Source organism: Tolypothrix bouteillei VB521301 (genome assembly GCF_000760695.4).
Taxonomy (GTDB): domain Bacteria; phylum Cyanobacteriota; class Cyanobacteriia; order Cyanobacteriales; family Nostocaceae; genus Scytonema; species Scytonema bouteillei_A.
Genome location: NZ_JHEG04000001.1, coordinates 8,599,515 through 8,617,756 on the forward strand (window position 1 = coordinate 8,599,515; position 18,242 = coordinate 8,617,756).

The 18,242-nt window shown below is 43.0% G+C and carries 14 protein-coding genes and 1 pseudogene; 8 read left to right on the forward strand and 7 right to left on the reverse strand.

Going from position 1 to position 18,242, the window contains the following annotated elements:
* The first annotated feature begins 5 nt into the window (after nucleotides 1-5).
* Both fahA and HC643_RS35110 read left to right on the forward strand, forming a co-directional pair.
* Entirely contained in the window at nucleotides 6-1,319 is a 1,314-nt protein-coding gene (gene fahA, locus HC643_RS35105) for a fumarylacetoacetase (protein ID WP_038082582.1), read from the forward strand.
* A gap of 103 nt (nucleotides 1,320-1,422) precedes the next feature.
* Entirely contained in the window at nucleotides 1,423-2,790 is a 1,368-nt protein-coding gene (locus HC643_RS35110; RefSeq protein WP_050046495.1) for a pentapeptide repeat-containing protein, read from the forward strand.
* 133 nt (nucleotides 2,791-2,923) lie between these two features.
* On the opposite strand, the gene HC643_RS35115 is transcribed toward HC643_RS35110, so the two are convergent.
* The 5 genes from HC643_RS35115 to HC643_RS35135 all read right to left on the reverse strand — a co-directional run bounded on the left by HC643_RS35115 (nucleotide 2,924) and on the right by HC643_RS35135 (nucleotide 9,099).
* Nucleotides 2,924-3,430, reverse strand: a complete 507-nt coding sequence (locus HC643_RS35115; protein WP_050046494.1) for a phosphate-starvation-inducible PsiE family protein — start codon at nucleotides 3,428-3,430, stop codon at nucleotides 2,924-2,926.
* Between the two features lie 147 nt (nucleotides 3,431-3,577).
* Nucleotides 3,578-5,290: a diflavin flavoprotein gene (locus HC643_RS35120; protein WP_038082581.1), complete on the reverse strand. Its 1,713-nt coding sequence runs from the start codon at nucleotides 5,288-5,290 to the stop codon at nucleotides 3,578-3,580.
* An 86-nt stretch (nucleotides 5,291-5,376) separates the two neighbouring features.
* Nucleotides 5,377-7,104, reverse strand: coding sequence for a diflavin flavoprotein (locus HC643_RS35125; RefSeq protein WP_038082580.1), 1,728 nt, complete (start codon nucleotides 7,102-7,104; stop codon nucleotides 5,377-5,379).
* Between the two features lie 221 nt (nucleotides 7,105-7,325).
* The gene (locus HC643_RS35130; RefSeq protein ID WP_038082579.1) at nucleotides 7,326-7,997 is read right to left on the reverse strand and encodes a response regulator transcription factor; all 672 of its coding nucleotides are present in this window, start codon (nucleotides 7,995-7,997) and stop codon (nucleotides 7,326-7,328) included.
* Nucleotide 7,998: 1 nt separating this feature from the next.
* Complete coding sequence (locus HC643_RS35135; RefSeq protein WP_038082578.1) at nucleotides 7,999-9,099, reverse strand: sensor histidine kinase; 1,101 nt, start codon at nucleotides 9,097-9,099, stop codon at nucleotides 7,999-8,001.
* A gap of 600 nt (nucleotides 9,100-9,699) precedes the next feature.
* On the opposite strand from HC643_RS35135, the gene kdpA reads away from it, so the two are divergent.
* From kdpA to HC643_RS35160, 5 genes are read left to right on the forward strand one after another with little or no spacing between them, the layout of a single operon-like run.
* Complete coding sequence (kdpA, locus tag HC643_RS35140; RefSeq protein ID WP_038082577.1) at nucleotides 9,700-11,445, forward strand: potassium-transporting ATPase subunit KdpA; 1,746 nt, start codon at nucleotides 9,700-9,702, stop codon at nucleotides 11,443-11,445.
* 51 nt (nucleotides 11,446-11,496) lie between these two features.
* On the forward strand, nucleotides 11,497-13,650 hold the full coding sequence (kdpB, locus tag HC643_RS35145) for a potassium-transporting ATPase subunit KdpB (protein ID WP_202048683.1): 2,154 nt from the start codon (nucleotides 11,497-11,499) through the stop codon (nucleotides 13,648-13,650).
* 22 nt (nucleotides 13,651-13,672) lie between these two features.
* Nucleotides 13,673-13,954: a potassium-transporting ATPase subunit F gene (locus HC643_RS35150; protein ID WP_038080457.1), complete on the forward strand. Its 282-nt coding sequence runs from the start codon at nucleotides 13,673-13,675 to the stop codon at nucleotides 13,952-13,954.
* Between the two features lie 2 nt (nucleotides 13,955-13,956).
* Nucleotides 13,957-14,601, forward strand: a complete 645-nt coding sequence (gene kdpC / locus HC643_RS35155) for a K(+)-transporting ATPase subunit C (protein WP_038080458.1) — start codon at nucleotides 13,957-13,959, stop codon at nucleotides 14,599-14,601.
* Between the two features lie 15 nt (nucleotides 14,602-14,616).
* Nucleotides 14,617-14,829, forward strand: coding sequence for a glycine-rich domain-containing protein (locus HC643_RS35160; RefSeq protein ID WP_050046493.1), 213 nt, complete (start codon nucleotides 14,617-14,619; stop codon nucleotides 14,827-14,829).
* Here the strand turns inward: HC643_RS35160 and HC643_RS35165 are convergent.
* Nucleotides 14,824-14,994 (reverse strand): hypothetical protein, encoded by a 171-nt coding sequence (locus HC643_RS35165; RefSeq protein WP_153021412.1) that lies wholly within the window; start codon nucleotides 14,992-14,994, stop codon nucleotides 14,824-14,826. The two genes, HC643_RS35160 and HC643_RS35165, sit on opposite strands and share 6 nt — an antisense overlap.
* Nucleotides 14,995-15,064: 70 nt before the next feature.
* Entirely contained in the window at nucleotides 15,065-17,578 is a 2,514-nt protein-coding gene (locus HC643_RS35170) for a two-partner secretion domain-containing protein (protein ID WP_050046492.1), read from the reverse strand.
* 377 nt (nucleotides 17,579-17,955) lie between these two features.
* On the opposite strand from HC643_RS35170, the pseudogene HC643_RS41780 reads away from it, so the two are divergent.
* Nucleotides 17,956-18,117 (forward strand): annotated as a pseudogene (locus tag HC643_RS41780) (IS630 family transposase); the annotation flags it as partial.
* Nucleotides 18,118-18,242: the final 125 nt, after the last annotated feature.

The window sequence follows — 18,242 nt, forward strand, 5'->3', positions numbered from 1 at the left end:
ATGTTATGAGTCGTCTCATTGATACCACCCATGACCCGAACTTGCATAGTTGGGTAGAATCTGCCAATTGCAAGAACACTGATTTTCCAATTCAAAACTTACCTTTTGGTGTATTTCAACTTTCAGACAGCGCTGAACTCCCACGCATCGGTGTTGCTATTGGCGACCAAATTCTTGATTTGTTCCTATGCTTGCAGACAGGGCTTTTGCAAGAACTTCCGGAACATTTACAAGCAGCTTGCGGGAAATCTCACTTAAATCCACTTATGGAACTCGGAAGTGGGGCTTCACTCATGTTACGCCGTCACCTAAGCCAATTACTACAGTGGAACGAGCGATCGCCTGAAGCACAACAAATGCTCGTTCCCATGTCTCATGCTAAGCTTTTACTACCTGCCTCTATTGGTAATTATACTGATTTTTATGCTTCCATTTTTCATGCGACTAACGTAGGCAAGCTTTTTCGTCCGGACAACCCCCTCTTACCTAACTACAAACATATACCCATTGCTTATCACGGACGTGCCTCCTCGATTATACCAAGCGATCGAGCTATTGCACGCCCCAAGGGTCAGAGAAAAAGCCCTGAAGCACTCACCCCTAGTTTTGAAGCAACTCAAATGCTCGATTACGAACTCGAAGTTGGTTTCTTTGTAGGTGTTGGGAATGAGTTAGGACAACCCATTCCCATAGATACCGCCGAAGAACATATCTTCGGGTTGTGTTTGGTCAACGATTGGTCAGCAAGGGATATTCAGGCTTGGGAATATCAGCCCCTCGGTCCTTTTTTAGCTAAAAGCTTTGCAACGACTGTCTCTCCTTGGGTAGTGACTCTTGAAGCACTCGCACCTTTCCGAACTCCTGCTTTTAAGCGTGCTCCGGACGATCCTTTAGTGCTATCTTATCTGTCTTCCCCAGCAGATACTACAATGGGGGGTGTTGATATCGCAGTTGAAGCTTTAGTGCGATCGCTGCAAATGCGGGAGGCGGGAATAGAACCCTTCCGCCTGAGCCGTGGCTCTTTTAAAGATATGTACTGGACAATAGCACAAATGCTCACCCATCACGCGAGTAATGGTTGTAACCTCCATTCTGGCGATTTGTTAGCTAGTGGAACAGTTTCAGGTACTGCAATTGGTTCGCAAGGATGTTTGTTAGAGATAACTCAGCGTGGAGCCAATCCGGTTGAACTCCCGACAGGCGAGATGCGCTCTTTTTTGTTAAATGATGATGAAGTGATTTTGCGCGGCTACTGTGAGAAACCAGGTTTTGCTAGGATAGGTTTTGGAGAGTGTCGAGGTGCGATCTTACCTGAGTAGGGCAGAAGCTTTGCTCAATCTAAAATCCAAAATTCTCCTTCTGGGTACTCTAAACGCCAAAAAAAAGCGATAATCTAAGTTTATCATTTAGTTGCCATTCATCATGGCTCATGGCTTTTCAGATCGAGACCTGCGAGGTTGTTCCTTTAGAGGTGCTGACCTTACGGGTGCTAACTTTTTTCGTTCGGATATTCGCGGCGCAGATTTTACTAATGCTACCCTGACGGGTGCAAATTTCTGTCAGGCAAAAGCTGGCTTGCAGCCGAGTCAGGCAATGCGTTTGGTATTTATAGCAATTGTCTTGTCAGCACTCTTGGGATTGACGGCCATATTTGCTATTGTTTTTTTTGGCTGTGTACTTTTTCCTCTAGCGGTAACTCCAAGAAAAATCTTGTCAGCAACACTGGTCTCAGAATTGTTTGCTGTCTATATACTTTTTAATATTCCTCATAACTTACGGGCGGCTTTAGGAACGATCGCAGCCACTGGAGCAATCTTAGGGGTAATATTTGGCTTGACCACAGGTAACTTTGTTGGGGTGAGTGCTGGAATAGTTGCAGCAGGGATAGCTGTAGGAGTGTGTACAGTTGCGATTGCGGTTTCCATCATAGCCGCAACAATTTCTGAGATGATGTACGGAGTTATAGCCGTGTTTGCGATCGTATGTGCAACTATAGCTAGCGCCATCTTAGGTTCTGTACTGGGAGTGATACTCGGTATCCCAGTTGTTCGGTTTCTTCGTAACGATGCTATCTTATCCTTGCCAAAAGCTGAAGCTTTATCTGGAACCCTTATAGCAAGTACTTTTGGAATTGCCGCTGGTGCAATGATAGTGAGATATATAGTACGGCAAATTTTGGCAGAGGATAAAACATTTGGGTGGATGCGGAAGATTGCGATCGCTGTTCTGGTGAGATGGGGAACCAGTTTTAAGGGAGCTGATTTAACTCATGCTGATTTTGCTCATGCTACTCTAAAAAATACAGATTTTACAAATGCTACACTGACTCGCACTCACTTCCATTTGGCGCAACACCTTGAGACCGCTAAAGTTGATAATACAATTTTGTCCGATCCACACGTGAGAAATGTAGTTGTTACAAAAAGAGTTGCCAAAGAATCGTTTGCTGGTTGTAACCTCAAAGGTGCTAACCTTTTGGGTGCAGATCTCCGCAATGCCGATTTTACAGAAGCAGATCTCAGTGAAGCAACATTAGAATATGCCAATTTGGAAGGCGCAAACCTAACAAAAACGAAAGCAATCAAAGCAGATTTTCGACAGGCAAAGCTTACAGGTGTATGTTTGGAAGCATGGAAAATAGATAAAACAACTCAACTGAAAGAAGCAATTTGTGATTATGTTTATCTCACTCAAAAGCAGCTAAAACGATATCCTTTATATAGAAAATTTGTGTCCGAAGAATTTAGCCTTTGGGTAAAACAGAAGATAGACGAAGGGAGGTTACGTTAGTCAAAATACCAGATTTCTTAAAGAATGGACTATCTTACAGCCTCCCACTCTTATCTTATTTTTAAAACCGCAGAGGATATACCAGAATGGCGAAAAAAAGAGAAGTAGAGAAGTAGAGAAGAAGTTATGAATTCTACTCTAAACTTCTTTTGTCTGAGGTGAGAATTTGATTTCTTAAAGAAACCCGTTTTTCTGGATCGATTCCACTAAAAGTCGGTGGTAACCACACTCGAACTATAAGTAGTACTGCCATAACTAGTAGAAAGGCGCAAGCTGCTAAAATTTGATTCCATTCTGCCTCTAGTACTCCCCTAACAATAACTTCTCGCAAAACAGATACTATCGAAACTTCTACTGCTACACCAATAGAAACCCGTTGTTCTTGTAAGTAAATAATCAGCAGTCGAAATAACTCGACTAAAATTAATAGAAATAAAATATCTGAAGTGACCGCTTGGAAATTTAGGGGAGGCAGTAAAGAATAGAACATGGCTCGCAGCTGAATTGCCATCAAGCTAAATAAACCAATGCACAAAGAAATAACAATTAAATCTTGTACCGTTTCAAGACAACGTACAATTAGAGATCTATTTAACCATTCATATTTTATGATGAATGATTTCTTTAACAATCCTTGCATTGATTTCTCCTAAATTGTTAGTGGTTAGTCATTAGCAGCAATTAGCCATTAGCCCTTCGGGTTCGCCAGTTCCCTACGGCGGGAAACCCGCCTGCAGGACTGGACTCACCATTAGCCATTAGCCATTAGCCATTAGCCATTAGCCATTTAGTATTGACTGCCTGATTTACGATGGTGTATTGCAGTCATTCCTGTAGGTTGTAGCATTTGACCATTATTGACGATCGCATAAACAAGCCAGTGATCTCCACAATCCAAACGACTGTGAACGCTACATTCCAAATAAGCAAGCGCATCACTGAGAATTGGACAACCATTTTCACTAGCTTGGGTTGCTAAACCAACAAAGCGATCTTCCCCTGGCGCAAAGGGTTGAAGGAAGTGTCGCCTCAAGTTCATACCTTCTTTAAGGATGTTCAGAACAAATTCGTCTCCCGTATGCACTATAGATTCAATGGCTCGGTCTTTAGCAACTGCAACTGTTAAACCAGGAGGATTGAAGCTAGCCTGAGTCACCCAAGAAGCTAACATTGCACTCGTGACTTCTCCACGCTTGGCAGATACTACACATAAAGAGCCAACAATTCGTCCTACCGCCTGCTCAGTTCTGTCAATTTGAGAATCACTGATGGGTTGGCGGGGAGCCCGAATTTTCTTTGCCTTTTTCAAGGCTTGGGCAAAATCGGTACCAGCTTCTTTACACTGCTGAAGAATGGTATCGCTGGGTTTAAACTTGACTCGAATGGTGTCAAAGCCAAAATGATAACCTGCATCTTGTAATTTGCTTTCAATCTCATCAACAGCTTCTCCACTCCAACCATAAGAGCCAAATACGCCCGCTAACTTGTTTTTGGCAGCAACAGAAAGCACTATACCCAAAGCAGTTTGCACTTGCGTGGGCATATGTCCTCCCAATGTAGGGGAACCAATGATAAATCCATCACATTTTTCCACAAGAGCATGAATTTCAGACGGCTCTGCTGACTCACAGTTTATTGATTCTACCGCAACACCTGCTTTTGTAATACCCTTGGCGATCGCTTGTGCTATAGTGCCTGTATTTCCATAAGCAGATGCATAAATTAGAGCGACTGTCAAGTCACGTTCCTTTTGCTGTTGACTCCACAGCCGATAGTCGTGATTGAGTCGGCTTTTGCTGTAACGTACAAGAGGACCGTGACCGGGGGCGTAGAAACTGACTGATAAAGAAGTAAATTTATTGAGTGCTATTTCCACCTGCCGAGACTGAGCAGCATGAAGACAATCATAGTAGTGCCGTCGGTCTTCGTCTAAAAGTTTCCAACCTTCATCAAAAATTTCATCACCACAAACATGAGCACCAAAAAGTTTATCACTAAAGAGAATGCGAGTAAGAGAATCGTAAGTATAAAGCTCGTCAGGCCAGCGTGAAGTTGGGACGGGAATAAATTGCAATTTATGACCCAAGCCTAAATCTAAAACCTCTTCCTCCCTAGCAACGCTAATTTTTAACTCTTTTTCTGGAAAAGCCGCACGCAACGCAACTGCGCCCGCTTTCGCACAGATAAATGTAATTTGAGGAGCTAGTTCTAACAACTCCTTTAAGGTTACACAGCGATTGGGATTCACATGACCCAAAATCACATAATCCAGTTGTGTAAATTCTAGCTGCTGCTGTAACTGCTCTAAGTAAATCTTAGTAAATGATTCTCCAGGAGGGTCTATAAGCGCCGTTTTTTCAGCTTGGATGAGATAGGAATTTGCCGTTGTACCCTTTTGTAAAGAGTATTCTACTTCAAACTTAAGTCGATCCCATGTACGAGATCTCAATATAGTAGTGCGATCGCCAATCGAAGCAACTTGAACATCACGTAATTTCATAGTGGTTAGTTGTTATTTATTAATTGTTAGTTGTTAGTAGCTAATAGCTAATAGCCATTAGCTATTAGCCATTAGCCATTAGCTACTTAGTAATGATTCCCAATCTTGCGGTGGTGAACAGCAGTGAGAGCATCGGGTTTTGAAACACGACCTACAGAGACAGTGCTGTAGACAGCCCAATGATCGCCGCAATCCAAACGGCTTTGGACTTGACACTCTATATAAGCAAGGGCATCTGCTAATATCGGACAATTATTGTTCGCAGCATAAGTTTTGATACCTGCGAAGCGATCGGCACCAGGATGGAAGCGTTGCAAAAAATGCTTCATTAATTTCTGATAGTTGTCTTCTTCTAATATGTTGAGAACAAACTGGTCGCCTACGTGTAGCAAAGACTCAATAGCACGGTCTTTAGCTACCATAACTGTTATTCCCAAGGGTTTGAAGCTAGCTTGGGCAACCCAAGAAGCTAACATCGCACTGCTAACATTTCCTTTTTGAGCAGTGAGAATATATAACCCATTACTGAGCCGTCCCAAAGCTTTTTCTAGATCGGAATTTAAGGATTTGAGTTGTTTGATGCTACGATCGCGAGACAGCCACTGTCCCATATCGGTTCCAGCTTCTTCGCACAAATGATATGTTGTTTCTGTTGGTGTTTCTTTAAGAACAATTGGCGAAAAAGCTGGATTTAAGCCCAAATCTCGAAACCTATTGAGTAGTAAATAGACAGATTCACCATCTTGACCTCCAGATTCAAATACGCCAATACATTGTTTGGACTTCGCTACAGCCAGAATAGTGCTGAGGGCTGTTTGAGCAGAAGCTGCAGAAGCACCTGAAATTGGTGGGGTTCCAATGACTAATCCACTAGCAATACTGACTAATTCTTTGACATCTTGAGGATCGGCTGATTTTAAATCCATCATTTCTACTGCTACGCCAGTTTTTGTAATACCGTGAGCAATAGCTTGTGAAAGGCGATCGCTAAACCCATAATCAGAGACATAAAAGACAGCAACAGTGGTTTCTGCTTTGGCTTGTTCTTGACTCCACTGTCGGTAGCGATTGACAAGATCGGTTAAGTTGTAATGGAGTAGGGGACCGTGACCTGTAGCAATAGTCGTCAATGCAGGTAACTCGCTCATCCGTTTGAGAGCAGATAACACCGAGCGAGCGTTTGGTCTCATCAGACAGTCGTAGTAGTATTGGAAATCTTCTTCAATGAGGGCTAAGTCTTCATCAAAGGTGTGGTCATCGCAATAGTGCATGCCAAAGGCATCACAGGTATACAAAATTTGTGTTTTGGCATCGTAAGTGAATATTGTATCAGGCCAATGCAGATTTGGTGCAATGACAAATTCCAAAATATGTCCGTTACCCAAATCCAAGCGATCGCCATTCTTCACAATTTGTTGTTTAAATGGCTGATGCAGCCAATTTTCTAGAAACTGAATTGCGACTTTTGAACCGACAACAGTGACTTGAGGCGCTAGCGCTAGTATGTCTTGGATCAATCCGCTGTGGTCTGGCTCAGTATGACTGACAATCAAATAGTCGAGTGAATTTAGGTTAACGAGCCCAGCTAAAGCATCCAGATATAACTGGCGAAACTTTTCATGAGAGGTATCAATTAAAGCTACTTTTTCGCCCTGGATCAAAAAAGAATTGTAAGTTGTGCCGTTTTGGAGACCAAACTCAATATCGAAGCGATCGCGATCCCAATCCAAGCTGCGGATTGTGATTGTATCGGGGGAAATTTCCATAGAATGTATCGTCAGTCTGCGCTGAACTCGCTCGGTCAGTGCTACCATAAGAGCCTCCGGGTGCAACTTAATATGTTGTTGTGTGTTAGATGAATTTTTATATGCTTCTGTAAAGAACTATATTTATAACTTGAAGAAATTACAATGCTATTTAAATATAATTTTTTTTTATGACTGATAGAGATAGCTTAACTGCGTAGCTTTCCTATGGTGACTGTAAGCAAAAACAATACGTGTTTCTGTCTGCGGTAAATAGATTGGGCTTGGGTTTAGCTAGTTTTAATCAAGCGTTTTTGTAAAGCAACAATTACAGCCTGAGTGCGATCGCTCACTTCTAATTTCTGTAAAATCGCGTGAATATGAACGCGCACTGTTCCTGGTGCAATGTACAACGCATGAGCGATTTCTTGATTGGTTTTTCCGACAGCTAACAGTGACAAAATTTCTTGTTCGCGCTGAGTCAGTGGATTGGAAAGCGGTGTGATGTTTTCTGGCTCAGATTGAGTGAGTTCGGCTCTCAAGAAAGAACGAATTTCTTGGGTTGCAGTTGCATCCCACCAAGAAGCACCACTCGCTACAGAACGCAGTGCTAAAACTAATTTTTCAGCAGCAATTCCTTTAAGACAGTAGCCTTGTGCGCCTGCTTCAATTAAGCGTGTAATAAGGGGTTTTTGTGAATGGGAAGTGAGAACTAAAACGGGCAGTAGGGCATTTTGCTGTTTAATCTGTCTGCAAGCTTCAATTCCCCCAATTCCTGGCAAACCCACATCTAACAGCACCACATCTAGAGAAGTTTGCTTAACTAAATCGATCGCTGTTTCACCATCTTCAGCTTCAGCGACAATCTCTAACCCTGGTTCTTGTTGCAATCGCACGCGCAAGCCCAAGCGGAAGAGTTCATCGTCCTCAACAAGCAGAATTTTAATTGGGATAGAGGACATATCACACAGTTAGAGATTGAAAGGGGTAGACAGGCAGTTTAAAAGCAAACATAGCACCATTTGGGACTCTGTTCTCTGCCCAAATTATACCTCCGTGGGCTTCAATAATTTGACGAGATAAGTAAAGCCCCAATCCCGAACCTTTGGCTTGGCGATCGCTATGCCCTTGATAAAATCGTTCAAATAAATAAGGGATCTGTGCTGGTTGAATCCCTGCACCTGTGTCCAAAATTTTCACGACTTGGTAAGAAGCTTGTCCTTCCAAGACGACTTCCACCTTTGCACCACGTCGCGAATGATTAATCGCATTCACTAAAAGATTGTTAAAAACTCGTTGCAGTTGCAGTGCATCACCCCGAACCCACAATGCCCGTCGCCAATCAGATTCACAATAATTAACCGAGAGATGAACGCGACGATTTGCGGCTAATTCAATCAAACTATTAGCCACATCTTCTGCTAAATTAGTTAAGTCTACAGGTGCTAAGTTCAGCTTTAATCCTTCAATATCGTTGCGATAGATATCTAGTAAAGTTTCTAAAAGTTGTAAGGAAGTCTTGTGACTGCGTGCCATTGTTGCTAAGACTTGTTGCTGAGTGGGTAAGACTGGACCAAATTTTGCTTGTTGAAATGCTGCGATTGTTTCAATTGCTCCTAGCAGTGGTGTTTTTAGATCGTGGGTGAGTGTAGAAGCAAAATCTTCTCTGACTTTGATTAATTCCTCTTGAGATTCTAGCTTGGCACGGGCAAGGGTAATCGCTTCTTGGGAACGACGCAACCGTTCGCTTAGTACACCAGTAACAATTAAAGCCACTGAGGCGATCGCTCTACTGGCAATTGTATATAGCTCGATCTTTTCACCCCCTGGTAAAAAAAGATTTAAAATGGTTAAGCACACAGCTAAAGTTGTTGCCTGAAAAGTTGCAATTCCCTCAAACCATAAGTTGGTCAATAATATTGGACCTGTATAAAGATAGCCAAACAAGTATTCGGTAGGTGTTCCAAACTCCATAAATATGACAGTGAGAAACAGACCTAATACAATCGTTAATTTGCTAGATTTTGAGTTTTTAGGCAAGAATTTCGCCAGAAATAGAAGCATTTAGAATATATTCTCGACCGTAAAGGTTATTGATTTTATAACAAATACTTAAATTCTTATCTTAACATAGTACTCCTAAATCAATTGTAAAACAATTTGATTGCTAATGGCTAATGGCTAATAGCTAATGGTCAAAAAGCAATTAGCTATTAGCCATTAGCAGTCCTAAATGAAATATAAGAATTTGAAATTATGGTTGCCACCTGTAGTCTCCCCAAGACATCAAGGAGACGGCATTAGCTAGGAGGGTGGATTTTCACACAAATCATTTATGATTTGTGTGACTTGCAACAATCTAAAATAACGTTTAGAAGATATCTAACCGTTCTAAACAGGAGAGATATTTAACTAAACGCTAGATATAGAAACACCTAAACGCTAAATATATAAAAATTTATATTATTTTTATATCTCCTGTCCCTTGTCTTTATTTCAAAATCAATAAATAATGTAAATAAATTGACACAAACAGCAGATTGATAAGTCTAGCCATTCCTGGAATTTGTTATGAAACATTGAACCATGTTGAATTTAACTAATATCTATTGTTTGAAATAGGTTTTGACATTCTTAATTAAAAATTACCAACTGATATAACTCATGTTACAAGGATGGATTCAAATAGGATTAACGTTACTCATTGTAGTAGCAATAACTCCCTTTTTTGGGCGATACATGGCTTTTGTATACCAAGAACAGCGCACTTTGCTCGATCCTATTTTGAACCCTGTCGAGGGAGCAATTTACTCTTGGATAGGCGTTCAAACTAAAGAGGATATGACAGGTGTTCAGTATGCAAGAGCCATCTTGTACAGTAATTTTGTTATGGGTTTTTTTGTGTTTTTGCTAATTATCAATCAAGGATGGTTGCCCCTCAATCCTACAAATCTAGGTGCGCCAACTTGGGATACAGCATTGCACACTGCCATTTCCTTTATTACCAATACCAATCAACAGCATTACTCAGGTGAAACCTACATGAGTTATGGCAGCCAAATGTTTGGGCTGGGGTTTCATATGTTTACTTCGGCAGCAACGGGGATTGCTGTAGCTATTGCCTTTATTCGTGGGTTGACTGGTAGACCATTGGGTAACTTTTATGTAGACTTAACCCGCAGTATTACAAGGGTCTTACTACCTATTTGTGTCCTAGGTGGGATTGCCTTGATGGTTGCTGGAGTACCGGAAACTTTAGCAGGACCAATTGTGTTCCCCACCTTAGAAGACCCTAACATTAGTCAAGCGATCGCTCGCGGTCCTGTGGCTCATTTTGAAATTATCAAGCAGTTAGGAGAAAATGGCGGCGGCTTTTTTGCTATCAACTCAGCACATCCTTTTGAAAATCCCAATGGGTTTTCTAACTTAATTGAGATTGTAGCAATGCTTTCTATTCCTACATCTCTAATTTACACCTATGGTTTGTTTGCTAATAACACCAAACAAAGTTGGTTAGTCTACGGTATGGTAGGTGTGATTTATGTCGCCTTTATCATCATGACTGCCATTGGTGAATATGATGGCAATCGAGCAGTAAATGGACTACTAGGAAGTACGCAACCGAACCTAGAAGGAAAAGAAGTCAGATTTGGTTGGGCGCAATCTGCATTGTTCGCTGTCAGTACAACGGGTACGATGTGCGGTGCAGTTAATAGTATGCATGACTCATTCATGCCCAATGGGGGATTTGTGACCCTGTCTAATATGTTCCTGCAAATTGTGTGGGGAGGTCAGGGTACGGGAACAGCTTACTTATTTGCCTACCTAATTTTGACAGTGTTTGTTACAGGTTTAATGGTAGGGCGTACACCAGAATTCCTTGGACGCAAAATAGAAAAGCGTGAAGTGGTACTGGCAAGTTTTCTCATTCTCTTGGTTCACCCTATCGCCATTATGATTCCTGCTGGAATAGCTTTAGCATTTCCCGACCAACTAGCAGGAATCAGCAATCCCGGCTTTCACGGCTTTGCTCAAGTCATCTATGAATACGCCTCTGCTGCAGCTAATAATGGTTCGGGATTTGAAGGCTTAGGGGATTCTCAACCCTCACCTTTGGCTCTTGCAACTGGTACGCAAACTACTGCAACTGCTTTATGGTGGAACCTGAGTGCTAGCTTCAGTCTCCTTGCTGGACGCTACATCCCAATTATCGGACTGCTCTTACTAGCGGATAGTATGTCCCGCAAACAACAAGTTCCTTTCACTACTGGAACATTGCGAACTGATACTGGATTATTTACAGGTGTAACCGCAGGTATAATTTTAATCCTTGGTGCGCTAACATTCTTCCCAGTTTTGGCATTCGGTCCCATCAGCGAAGCTTTTTGGATTGCTAAAGGTATTGGATAAGCGGTCATTGGTCTGTCTTGTTCTCCTTGTCTCCCTTGTCTTTAAGAATTTATGACAACTAACGTAGAACCATCCTCTTCACCCCGTCCCCCCCGTTCTCCTTACGGAACTCGTGACTCGCGCCGACACATACCTAAAGCAGATATGCGCTTACTTTATCAAAGAGCCATTCAAGAGTCATTTGTCAAGCTCCATCCGAGAATTGCTGTCAAAAATCCAGTGATGTTTGTGGTTTGGGTAGGGACAATTGTCACTTTTCTGGTAACTCTTGACCCGAATTTATTTGGCACTTTACAGGTGGATGTCGATCGGCAACGCCTGTTAAATGGGTTAATTACCTTAATTCTGTTTTTCACAGTTCTGTTTGCTAACTTTGCAGAAGCAGTAGCTGAAGGACGTGGTAAGGCACAAGCAGATTCTTTAAAGTCAACACGTTCCGATACTGTGGCTCGCAAAATACTGCCTGATGGTTCGATTCAGCAAGTTAATTCTACAGAATTGCGCCGAAATGATTTGGTGAAAGTCATTGCCAATGATATGATTCCTGCTGATGGTGAAGTCCTTCAAGGCATTGGTTCGGTGGATGAGTCAGCAATTACTGGGGAATCTGCTCCCGTACTCAAGCAACCAGGTACAGATATTGCAAGTTCAGTGACAGGTGGTACGCGGCTGTTATCCGACGAATTGATAATTCGCATTACAGCCGATCCCGGTCAGGGCTTTATCGATCGCATGATTTCCCTCGTAGAAGGCGCAGAACGGACGAAAACTCCTAATGAGATTGCCTTAACAGTATTGTTAGCCGTACTGACACAAGTCTTCCTAATTGTCGTGGCAACCATGCCTCCCTTTACTAGCTACATCGCTAACTTTATTAGCACAGTGTTTGGAACGGAAGCCGGAAATAGTTTGCGTGCAGGTGCGAGCGTTGCTATCTTGATTTCTCTTTTGGTGGCTTTAATACCTACAACTATCGGTGGTTTGCTCAGTGCGATCGGTATTGCTGGTATGGATAGAGTTGCCCAATTTAATGTTATTGCAACATCTGGACGAGCAGTAGAAGCCTGTGGCGACATAAATACACTTGTATTAGATAAAACAGGTACTATTACCTTGGGAAATCGGATGGCTAATGAGTTTCTCCCCGTGAATAGTTACACAGTGGCCGATGTGGCAAGAGTTGCTCTAGCCGCCAGTGTATTTGATGAAACACCCGAAGGTAGGTCAATTGTCAAACTAGCAGAAAATTCTGGTGTCAGAGTTGATTTCGACCTAAAACGTGCAGAAGGTGTGGAATTCTCAGCTAAAACCCGGATGAGCGGTACTAACTTACCCAATGGAAAGCAAGTCCGTAAAGGGGCAGTCGATGCGATTAAGGGCTTCGTCCGTTCTCGTAGCGGTCGCATTCCTGAAGATGTGGATGTAGCCTACGAGCGCGTTTCCCGATTGGGAGGTACACCTTTAGCCGTTTGTCAAGACGACCAAATTTTCGGTGTTATCTACCTCAAAGATATTGTCAAACCGGGCTTGCGGGAACGCTTTGACCAATTGCGGCGCATGGGTGTTAAGACTGTTATGCTAACAGGTGACAACCGCATTACTGCTAGTGTTATTGCAAAAGAAGCCGGAGTTGATGACTTTATAGCAGAAGCGACACCAGAAGCTAAAATTAGCGTCATTTCCTCCGAACAATCTCAAGGTAAGTTAGTGGCAATGACTGGCGATGGTACTAACGACGCACCTGCACTGGCTCAGGCTAACGTAGGTTTAGCAATGAACTCTGGTACACAAGCTGCTAAAGAAGCTGCAAACATGGTGGACTTGGATTCCGACCCCACTAAGTTAATCGATTTAGTGACGATTGGTAAACAATTACTTATTACCCGTGGGGCATTAACAACTTTCTCCATCGCCAACGATATTGCCAAGTATTTCGCCATTATTCCCACTATTTTTGCGGCGGCTGGCATTGGCGCACTGAATATTATGGGACTAAAAAGCGCTCAATCTGCCATTGTCTCGGCACTAATTTACAACGCTTTGATTATTCCCGCACTGATTCCTCTTGCACTCAAAGGAGTAAAATTCCGTCCTTTGACAGCAGACGAGCTTTTAAGACGTAACATCCTTATTTACGGTTTGGGCGGTATTATTGCACCTTTCATTGCCATCAAACTTATTGATATCATTTTACCTTTGTCTTAATTTCTCCTCGCTCAAAATTACTATGAAACCCCCTCGCATACACATTCGTCCTATTCTTTTCCCTCAAGTATTTGCCCTGGTACTTACAGAAGTCAATGAAATTTGGTTGCAGTGGCGCAGACAAAAACTACCTCTGTATCTCTTCTTGGCAATGTGTTTTAACCTCATAGTTGCGCCTGTTGTCTGTGCTGCTACTGGGGAACAGTTTTCCCACTTTCAAGCTTGGGCATTAGGACTGTTAGGGCTGGTAACGTTAAGTCTTTCTACATATTTGTTTTTTGTCATGTTTGTACCGGAGAAATAAGAATGAGTTTTACCACAGAAGCTAGCAGAGCAATTCGTTCTACCATAGTCCTTTGGGTAATTAGCGCTGTTATTTATCCGTTTGCGATGATTGCTTTTGGACAGATTGTATTTCCATTTCAAGCCAATGGTAGTGCGATCCAAAATGCCCAAGGTCAAGTTGTAGGTTCTGCCTTAATCGGTCAACCCTTTACAAGCGATCGCTATTTTAACTCTCGCCCCAGTACCACCAGTTACAGCACTGCCGATCCCAACAAAGATGAGGGGGGAGTTCTCAAAACAGGAGTTTCTGGTGCCAGTAACCTAGCTCCTAGCAATCCAGCATTACTAGAACGTATCAAAGGTAAAGACGATCCAGATCCCAGCAAACGGGTTGAAGGCGATTTGAACCGATTAAAAACAGTTGGCGTGCGACCTACCGCCGATCTAGTTTATACTTCGGGTTCCAGCCTTGACCCCCACATTACCCCAGAAGCAGCCAGAGCGCAAGTTGCTCGTATCGCCAAGGCGCGAGGACTCCAACCCCAACAGTTAGAAACTTTAATTAATCAAAATACTGATGGTCGCTTTCTTGGGATATTTGGTGAACCTGGGGTCAATGTTCTGAAATTAAATCTAGCTCTAGATGCATTAAAATCTGCTAGTTAAATCAGAAAAATTGATATGATTGCGCCAAAAAAAGTCCAAACATTTGTTTGTTTTAACTTTGTTAGTTGGATGTTATTTACATCACGGGCGATCGCTCGTTACAAAATGTTTCTGCATTTAATCTACCTCTATCCCAATAGTACACTTTTCCCAACCTACGAACCAAGTCAAATTCGTTTTGATGAATGGAGAGAACAACCTTCTAGTAGTCCACCAAGAAAATTATGACAGGTGTAAATTAGGATATAATCGTTGGAATTTAACTCTGGCATCTGAAGCCGCAAAACGCCAATCAATTTTAGATTTTTGTTGATTGCGTTGTTCTTCCCAAGCATTAGTTTCTCGACGTAAAGTTTCAATATTAGGAATACGTTGTATCTGAATGAGGTACACCTAAGTGTAAGGGCGAACGGTCGTTTGCCCCTACTGGTGTACTTCATTTACCCGAAATATACTGTATTAATTACCTTTGTTGACAATTTCTTAATTGAATTGATGGAGATTGCTTGATTGGTGCGAGTGGATCGCTGAAAAGTACGATCTCTCCTGTGGGGGTAGTGCGCCATCGGGTCGCTTCGACCAGCACCATTGGAGAACTTCCTTCGCTATGAGATTGAGAAGTCCAAGCAGGTAAAGGATGCTCTAAGGAGGAATTTTGGGGTGAGCCACTCACTGTTAACCGACGACGGTCAAGCCACTCAGCGTCATCATCTAATTGTTGTTCGGGAGTGGGAGGCAAACCACCCCGCCCAGTGATGACGAAGGAATTGCCTTCAGTAGCGGGACAGCCAGTCGCAATCAAGTTCGATGAATCAACCAGGGTCACGGGCAGTTCAACTAAGCCAGATATGGGGTCAGGTTGTTCGATGTTGAGTTGGACAGTACCACTTAAGGCTGAGTTAACTCCAGAAGCGGTGATGTCGCTACTAGCAGTGTCTTGGCGGCGAAACTGAGTGCCAAAGATACCAGAGGCATTAATTATGACATTACCGCCACGAGCATTGACAGAATTGGCACGGATGTCACTATTCTCATTCTTGACAGCAACGAGTGAAGAGGTTTTAATTCTGATGTTGCCACCGTTACCAGTGCCATCAGCAGAAGCTGTAATCGGACTGTTATTGCTAAGCAACAGAACATCCCGCACGCTCAAGTTAATGTTACCACCTTCACCAGATGCGGTCGCCGCACTAATCGTTCCTTTGCGGTCTAAAAGAATTGAATTGGCATTGATTCGCACAGTTCCAGCACTAGCAGTGCCTTCATGACTGACATCAACTTTTGCACTGTCAGTCACGCTCAATCGTCCGGTGTTAATAGTCACGTCTCCAGAGTTTTGATTCGGGATGCGTCGTTCTGGAAACACAGTTGCCGAAAAAAGTTGGGCAGAAGAACTCACTTGGCTGGGAACAAGAAGATCGGTAAGAGGAACTTGCCCGATACCGCTAAGTTCTACAGATTCAGTTGCATTGATGGTGACACTACCTGCTCTACCCGTCCCCAAGGTTAAAGCCGTGACGCTTCCTCCGTCCCGACCCACCAGCCTAGAGGTGTTAATCGTGACATTTCCGCCGTTTCCAGTGCTTCTTAAGCTAGAAGAGGAGCTCACATTACTGACTGTGAACGATCCGACTCCAATCAGTTCTACCGATTCAGTTGCATCAATATTCACATTTCCTGCATTGCCACTGCCATCTCCAGCGGTGGCTCCGATAATTGCTCCATTAAGCAGACTTAACCGTCGAGTAGATAGGGTGATATTTCCAACATTTCCAGAACTGTAAGCCAAAGCGGAGATATTGCTAACCAAAGTAGATACGTATCCAATCAATTGGGCAGAATCATCAGCAGAAACCGTCACATCTCCTGTACGACCTGCACCATAGGAAGGAGTAACAATGCCTGCACCATCTCGAATCGCAAATTGTCGGGTTGAAACAGCAACATCCGCTCCCCGTCCACTGCCAATGGTTTCCGTATTCAACCCACCCCTCAACTGACCGCTGGAACTGATTCCACTCAGTTCCAAAGAATCAGCAGCATTAACACGCAGGTTTCCTGCCGCTTGCTCGCCTTGATTTTGAATTAACATGAGTGAGCCATGCAAGAGCAAAACTCGATTGCCCTGCACTTGAATCGAGCCACCTGGTGAGCCACTAGTATCAATTAATGCTTGCTGTGAGAGGTGAATATTGCCAAAGGTTTGAATTCCTGGATAGTTTAAAGTAAACTTTTTCCCTAAATTCACAATTCCATCCCGCACACTGCCTAACTCAATCTGTCCTTGCTCTGCCGTCAGCACACCTCCTTGGATATCGATGTCTCCCCCAATTAATGCCAAGGTTTGTCCTGCTGGCACGACAAGACCTGTTGAGGCATTGCCTCTAACTAAAGCGGTGATGACAGGAAGTGTACCTGATAAGTTATATCCATTCCCCTGGACTGCAATTCGCCCCGGATTTACTCCCATCTGTAAGCCAACGGGAACGCTAACAGTCAATAACGGTGTCGTTTGGGGACTGGTGGCACTATACTGAAAGCTATCAGCAAAATTGATGCTGTTAGCTGTACTGGCAACAAACGAGCCACCAATATTCAGTCGCGCTCCTGCACCAAACACAATGCCATTCGGGTTGAGCAAAAACAGGTTGGCTACTCCATTTGCTCGAATCACACCATCAATATTGGTTCTCGAGCTGCCTGTGACACGAGTGAAGATGTTTTGCACATCAGTTGCATTGTTGAAGTAGGCACTACCCCCAGTGGGGACAGAAAACGATTGGAAACTGTGAAATAAATTGCTACCCCGTTTTGCTCCGCCATCAATCTGATAATTGGGATTGCCTGTGACAAGCGATCTCTCTCCTACAGGAAGCGTGTTATCAGGAATCACTTGAGCCGCGAGCGGTTGAACATAACTGAGTTGCCACACAGCAATGCTCAACAAAACCCCTGTTTTTAGATGCCGCCTGCTCATCTTGCATCTGCCAATCTCTGTCGTCGTCGTTTGAGTCACATTATTTCCAGTTTTACACAATTAGCTGACAGCAAGCGCACGCCAACATCAGGAACCATACTTTGCCTCAACCTCTAATCCCTCTCCTAAGAAATCGCAAGGTTTCTTTCATCCATGAGGGGCGATTGCCTCCGCCACGCTTCGCGAACGCCACTTAACAGCTTCTGTCACTTTCCGAAAAGATTTGCCATTTCTGAATTATAGAGCTTTTGTTAGGTACAATAGCGTTTAATTAAATTTTACCCTAGCTTCTTAATCTCTCCTGTTTCTTCAATCAAAATCACCTCACTGACTAGTAGTCAGCCAAAATTATTTTGACAAGCTAATGTGGAGGTGTAGAAATTGAAATCTCTGTTCTCTTACGCCAATGCTTAGAGCGTCGCATTCCCGAGCTTGAGACTTTACGCCAAGAAATTAATGCTTGGGAAGAACAACGTAATAAACAAAAAGTGAAAATTGATTGGCGTTTTGCGGCTTCAGATGCCAGAGTTAAATTCTAACGATTATATCCTGATTTACACCTGTCATAATTTTCTTGGTGGACTACTAGCTGCTAATTTCAATTAGAAGGTAATTTCTTGATGGTTTCGTAGCTCCCAAGAACGTTGCAAAAGTGTACTGGCTT

Bases quoted from the DNA above. Each gene is read 5' to 3' on its own strand.
- fahA (WP_038082582.1), top strand. From the start codon at position 6: ATGAGTCGTCTCATTGATACCACCCATGACCCGAACTTGCATAGTTGG.
- HC643_RS35110 (WP_050046495.1), top strand. From the start codon at position 1,423: ATGGCTCATGGCTTTTCAGATCGAGACCTGCGAGGTTGTTCCTTTAGA.
- HC643_RS35115 (WP_050046494.1), bottom strand. From the start codon at position 3,430: ATGCAAGGATTGTTAAAGAAATCATTCATCATAAAATATGAATGGTTA.
- HC643_RS35120 (WP_038082581.1), bottom strand. From the start codon at position 5,290: ATGAAATTACGTGATGTTCAAGTTGCTTCGATTGGCGATCGCACTACT.
- HC643_RS35125 (WP_038082580.1), bottom strand. From the start codon at position 7,104: ATGGTAGCACTGACCGAGCGAGTTCAGCGCAGACTGACGATACATTCT.
- HC643_RS35130 (WP_038082579.1), bottom strand. From the start codon at position 7,997: ATGTCCTCTATCCCAATTAAAATTCTGCTTGTTGAGGACGATGAACTC.
- HC643_RS35135 (WP_038082578.1), bottom strand. From the start codon at position 9,099: ATGCTTCTATTTCTGGCGAAATTCTTGCCTAAAAACTCAAAATCTAGC.
- kdpA (WP_038082577.1), top strand. From the start codon at position 9,700: ATGTTACAAGGATGGATTCAAATAGGATTAACGTTACTCATTGTAGTA.
- kdpB (WP_202048683.1), top strand. From the start codon at position 11,497: ATGACAACTAACGTAGAACCATCCTCTTCACCCCGTCCCCCCCGTTCT.
- HC643_RS35150 (WP_038080457.1), top strand. From the start codon at position 13,673: ATGAAACCCCCTCGCATACACATTCGTCCTATTCTTTTCCCTCAAGTA.
- kdpC (WP_038080458.1), top strand. From the start codon at position 13,957: ATGAGTTTTACCACAGAAGCTAGCAGAGCAATTCGTTCTACCATAGTC.
- HC643_RS35160 (WP_050046493.1), top strand. From the start codon at position 14,617: ATGATTGCGCCAAAAAAAGTCCAAACATTTGTTTGTTTTAACTTTGTT.
- HC643_RS35170 (WP_050046492.1), bottom strand. From the start codon at position 17,578: ATGAGCAGGCGGCATCTAAAAACAGGGGTTTTGTTGAGCATTGCTGTG.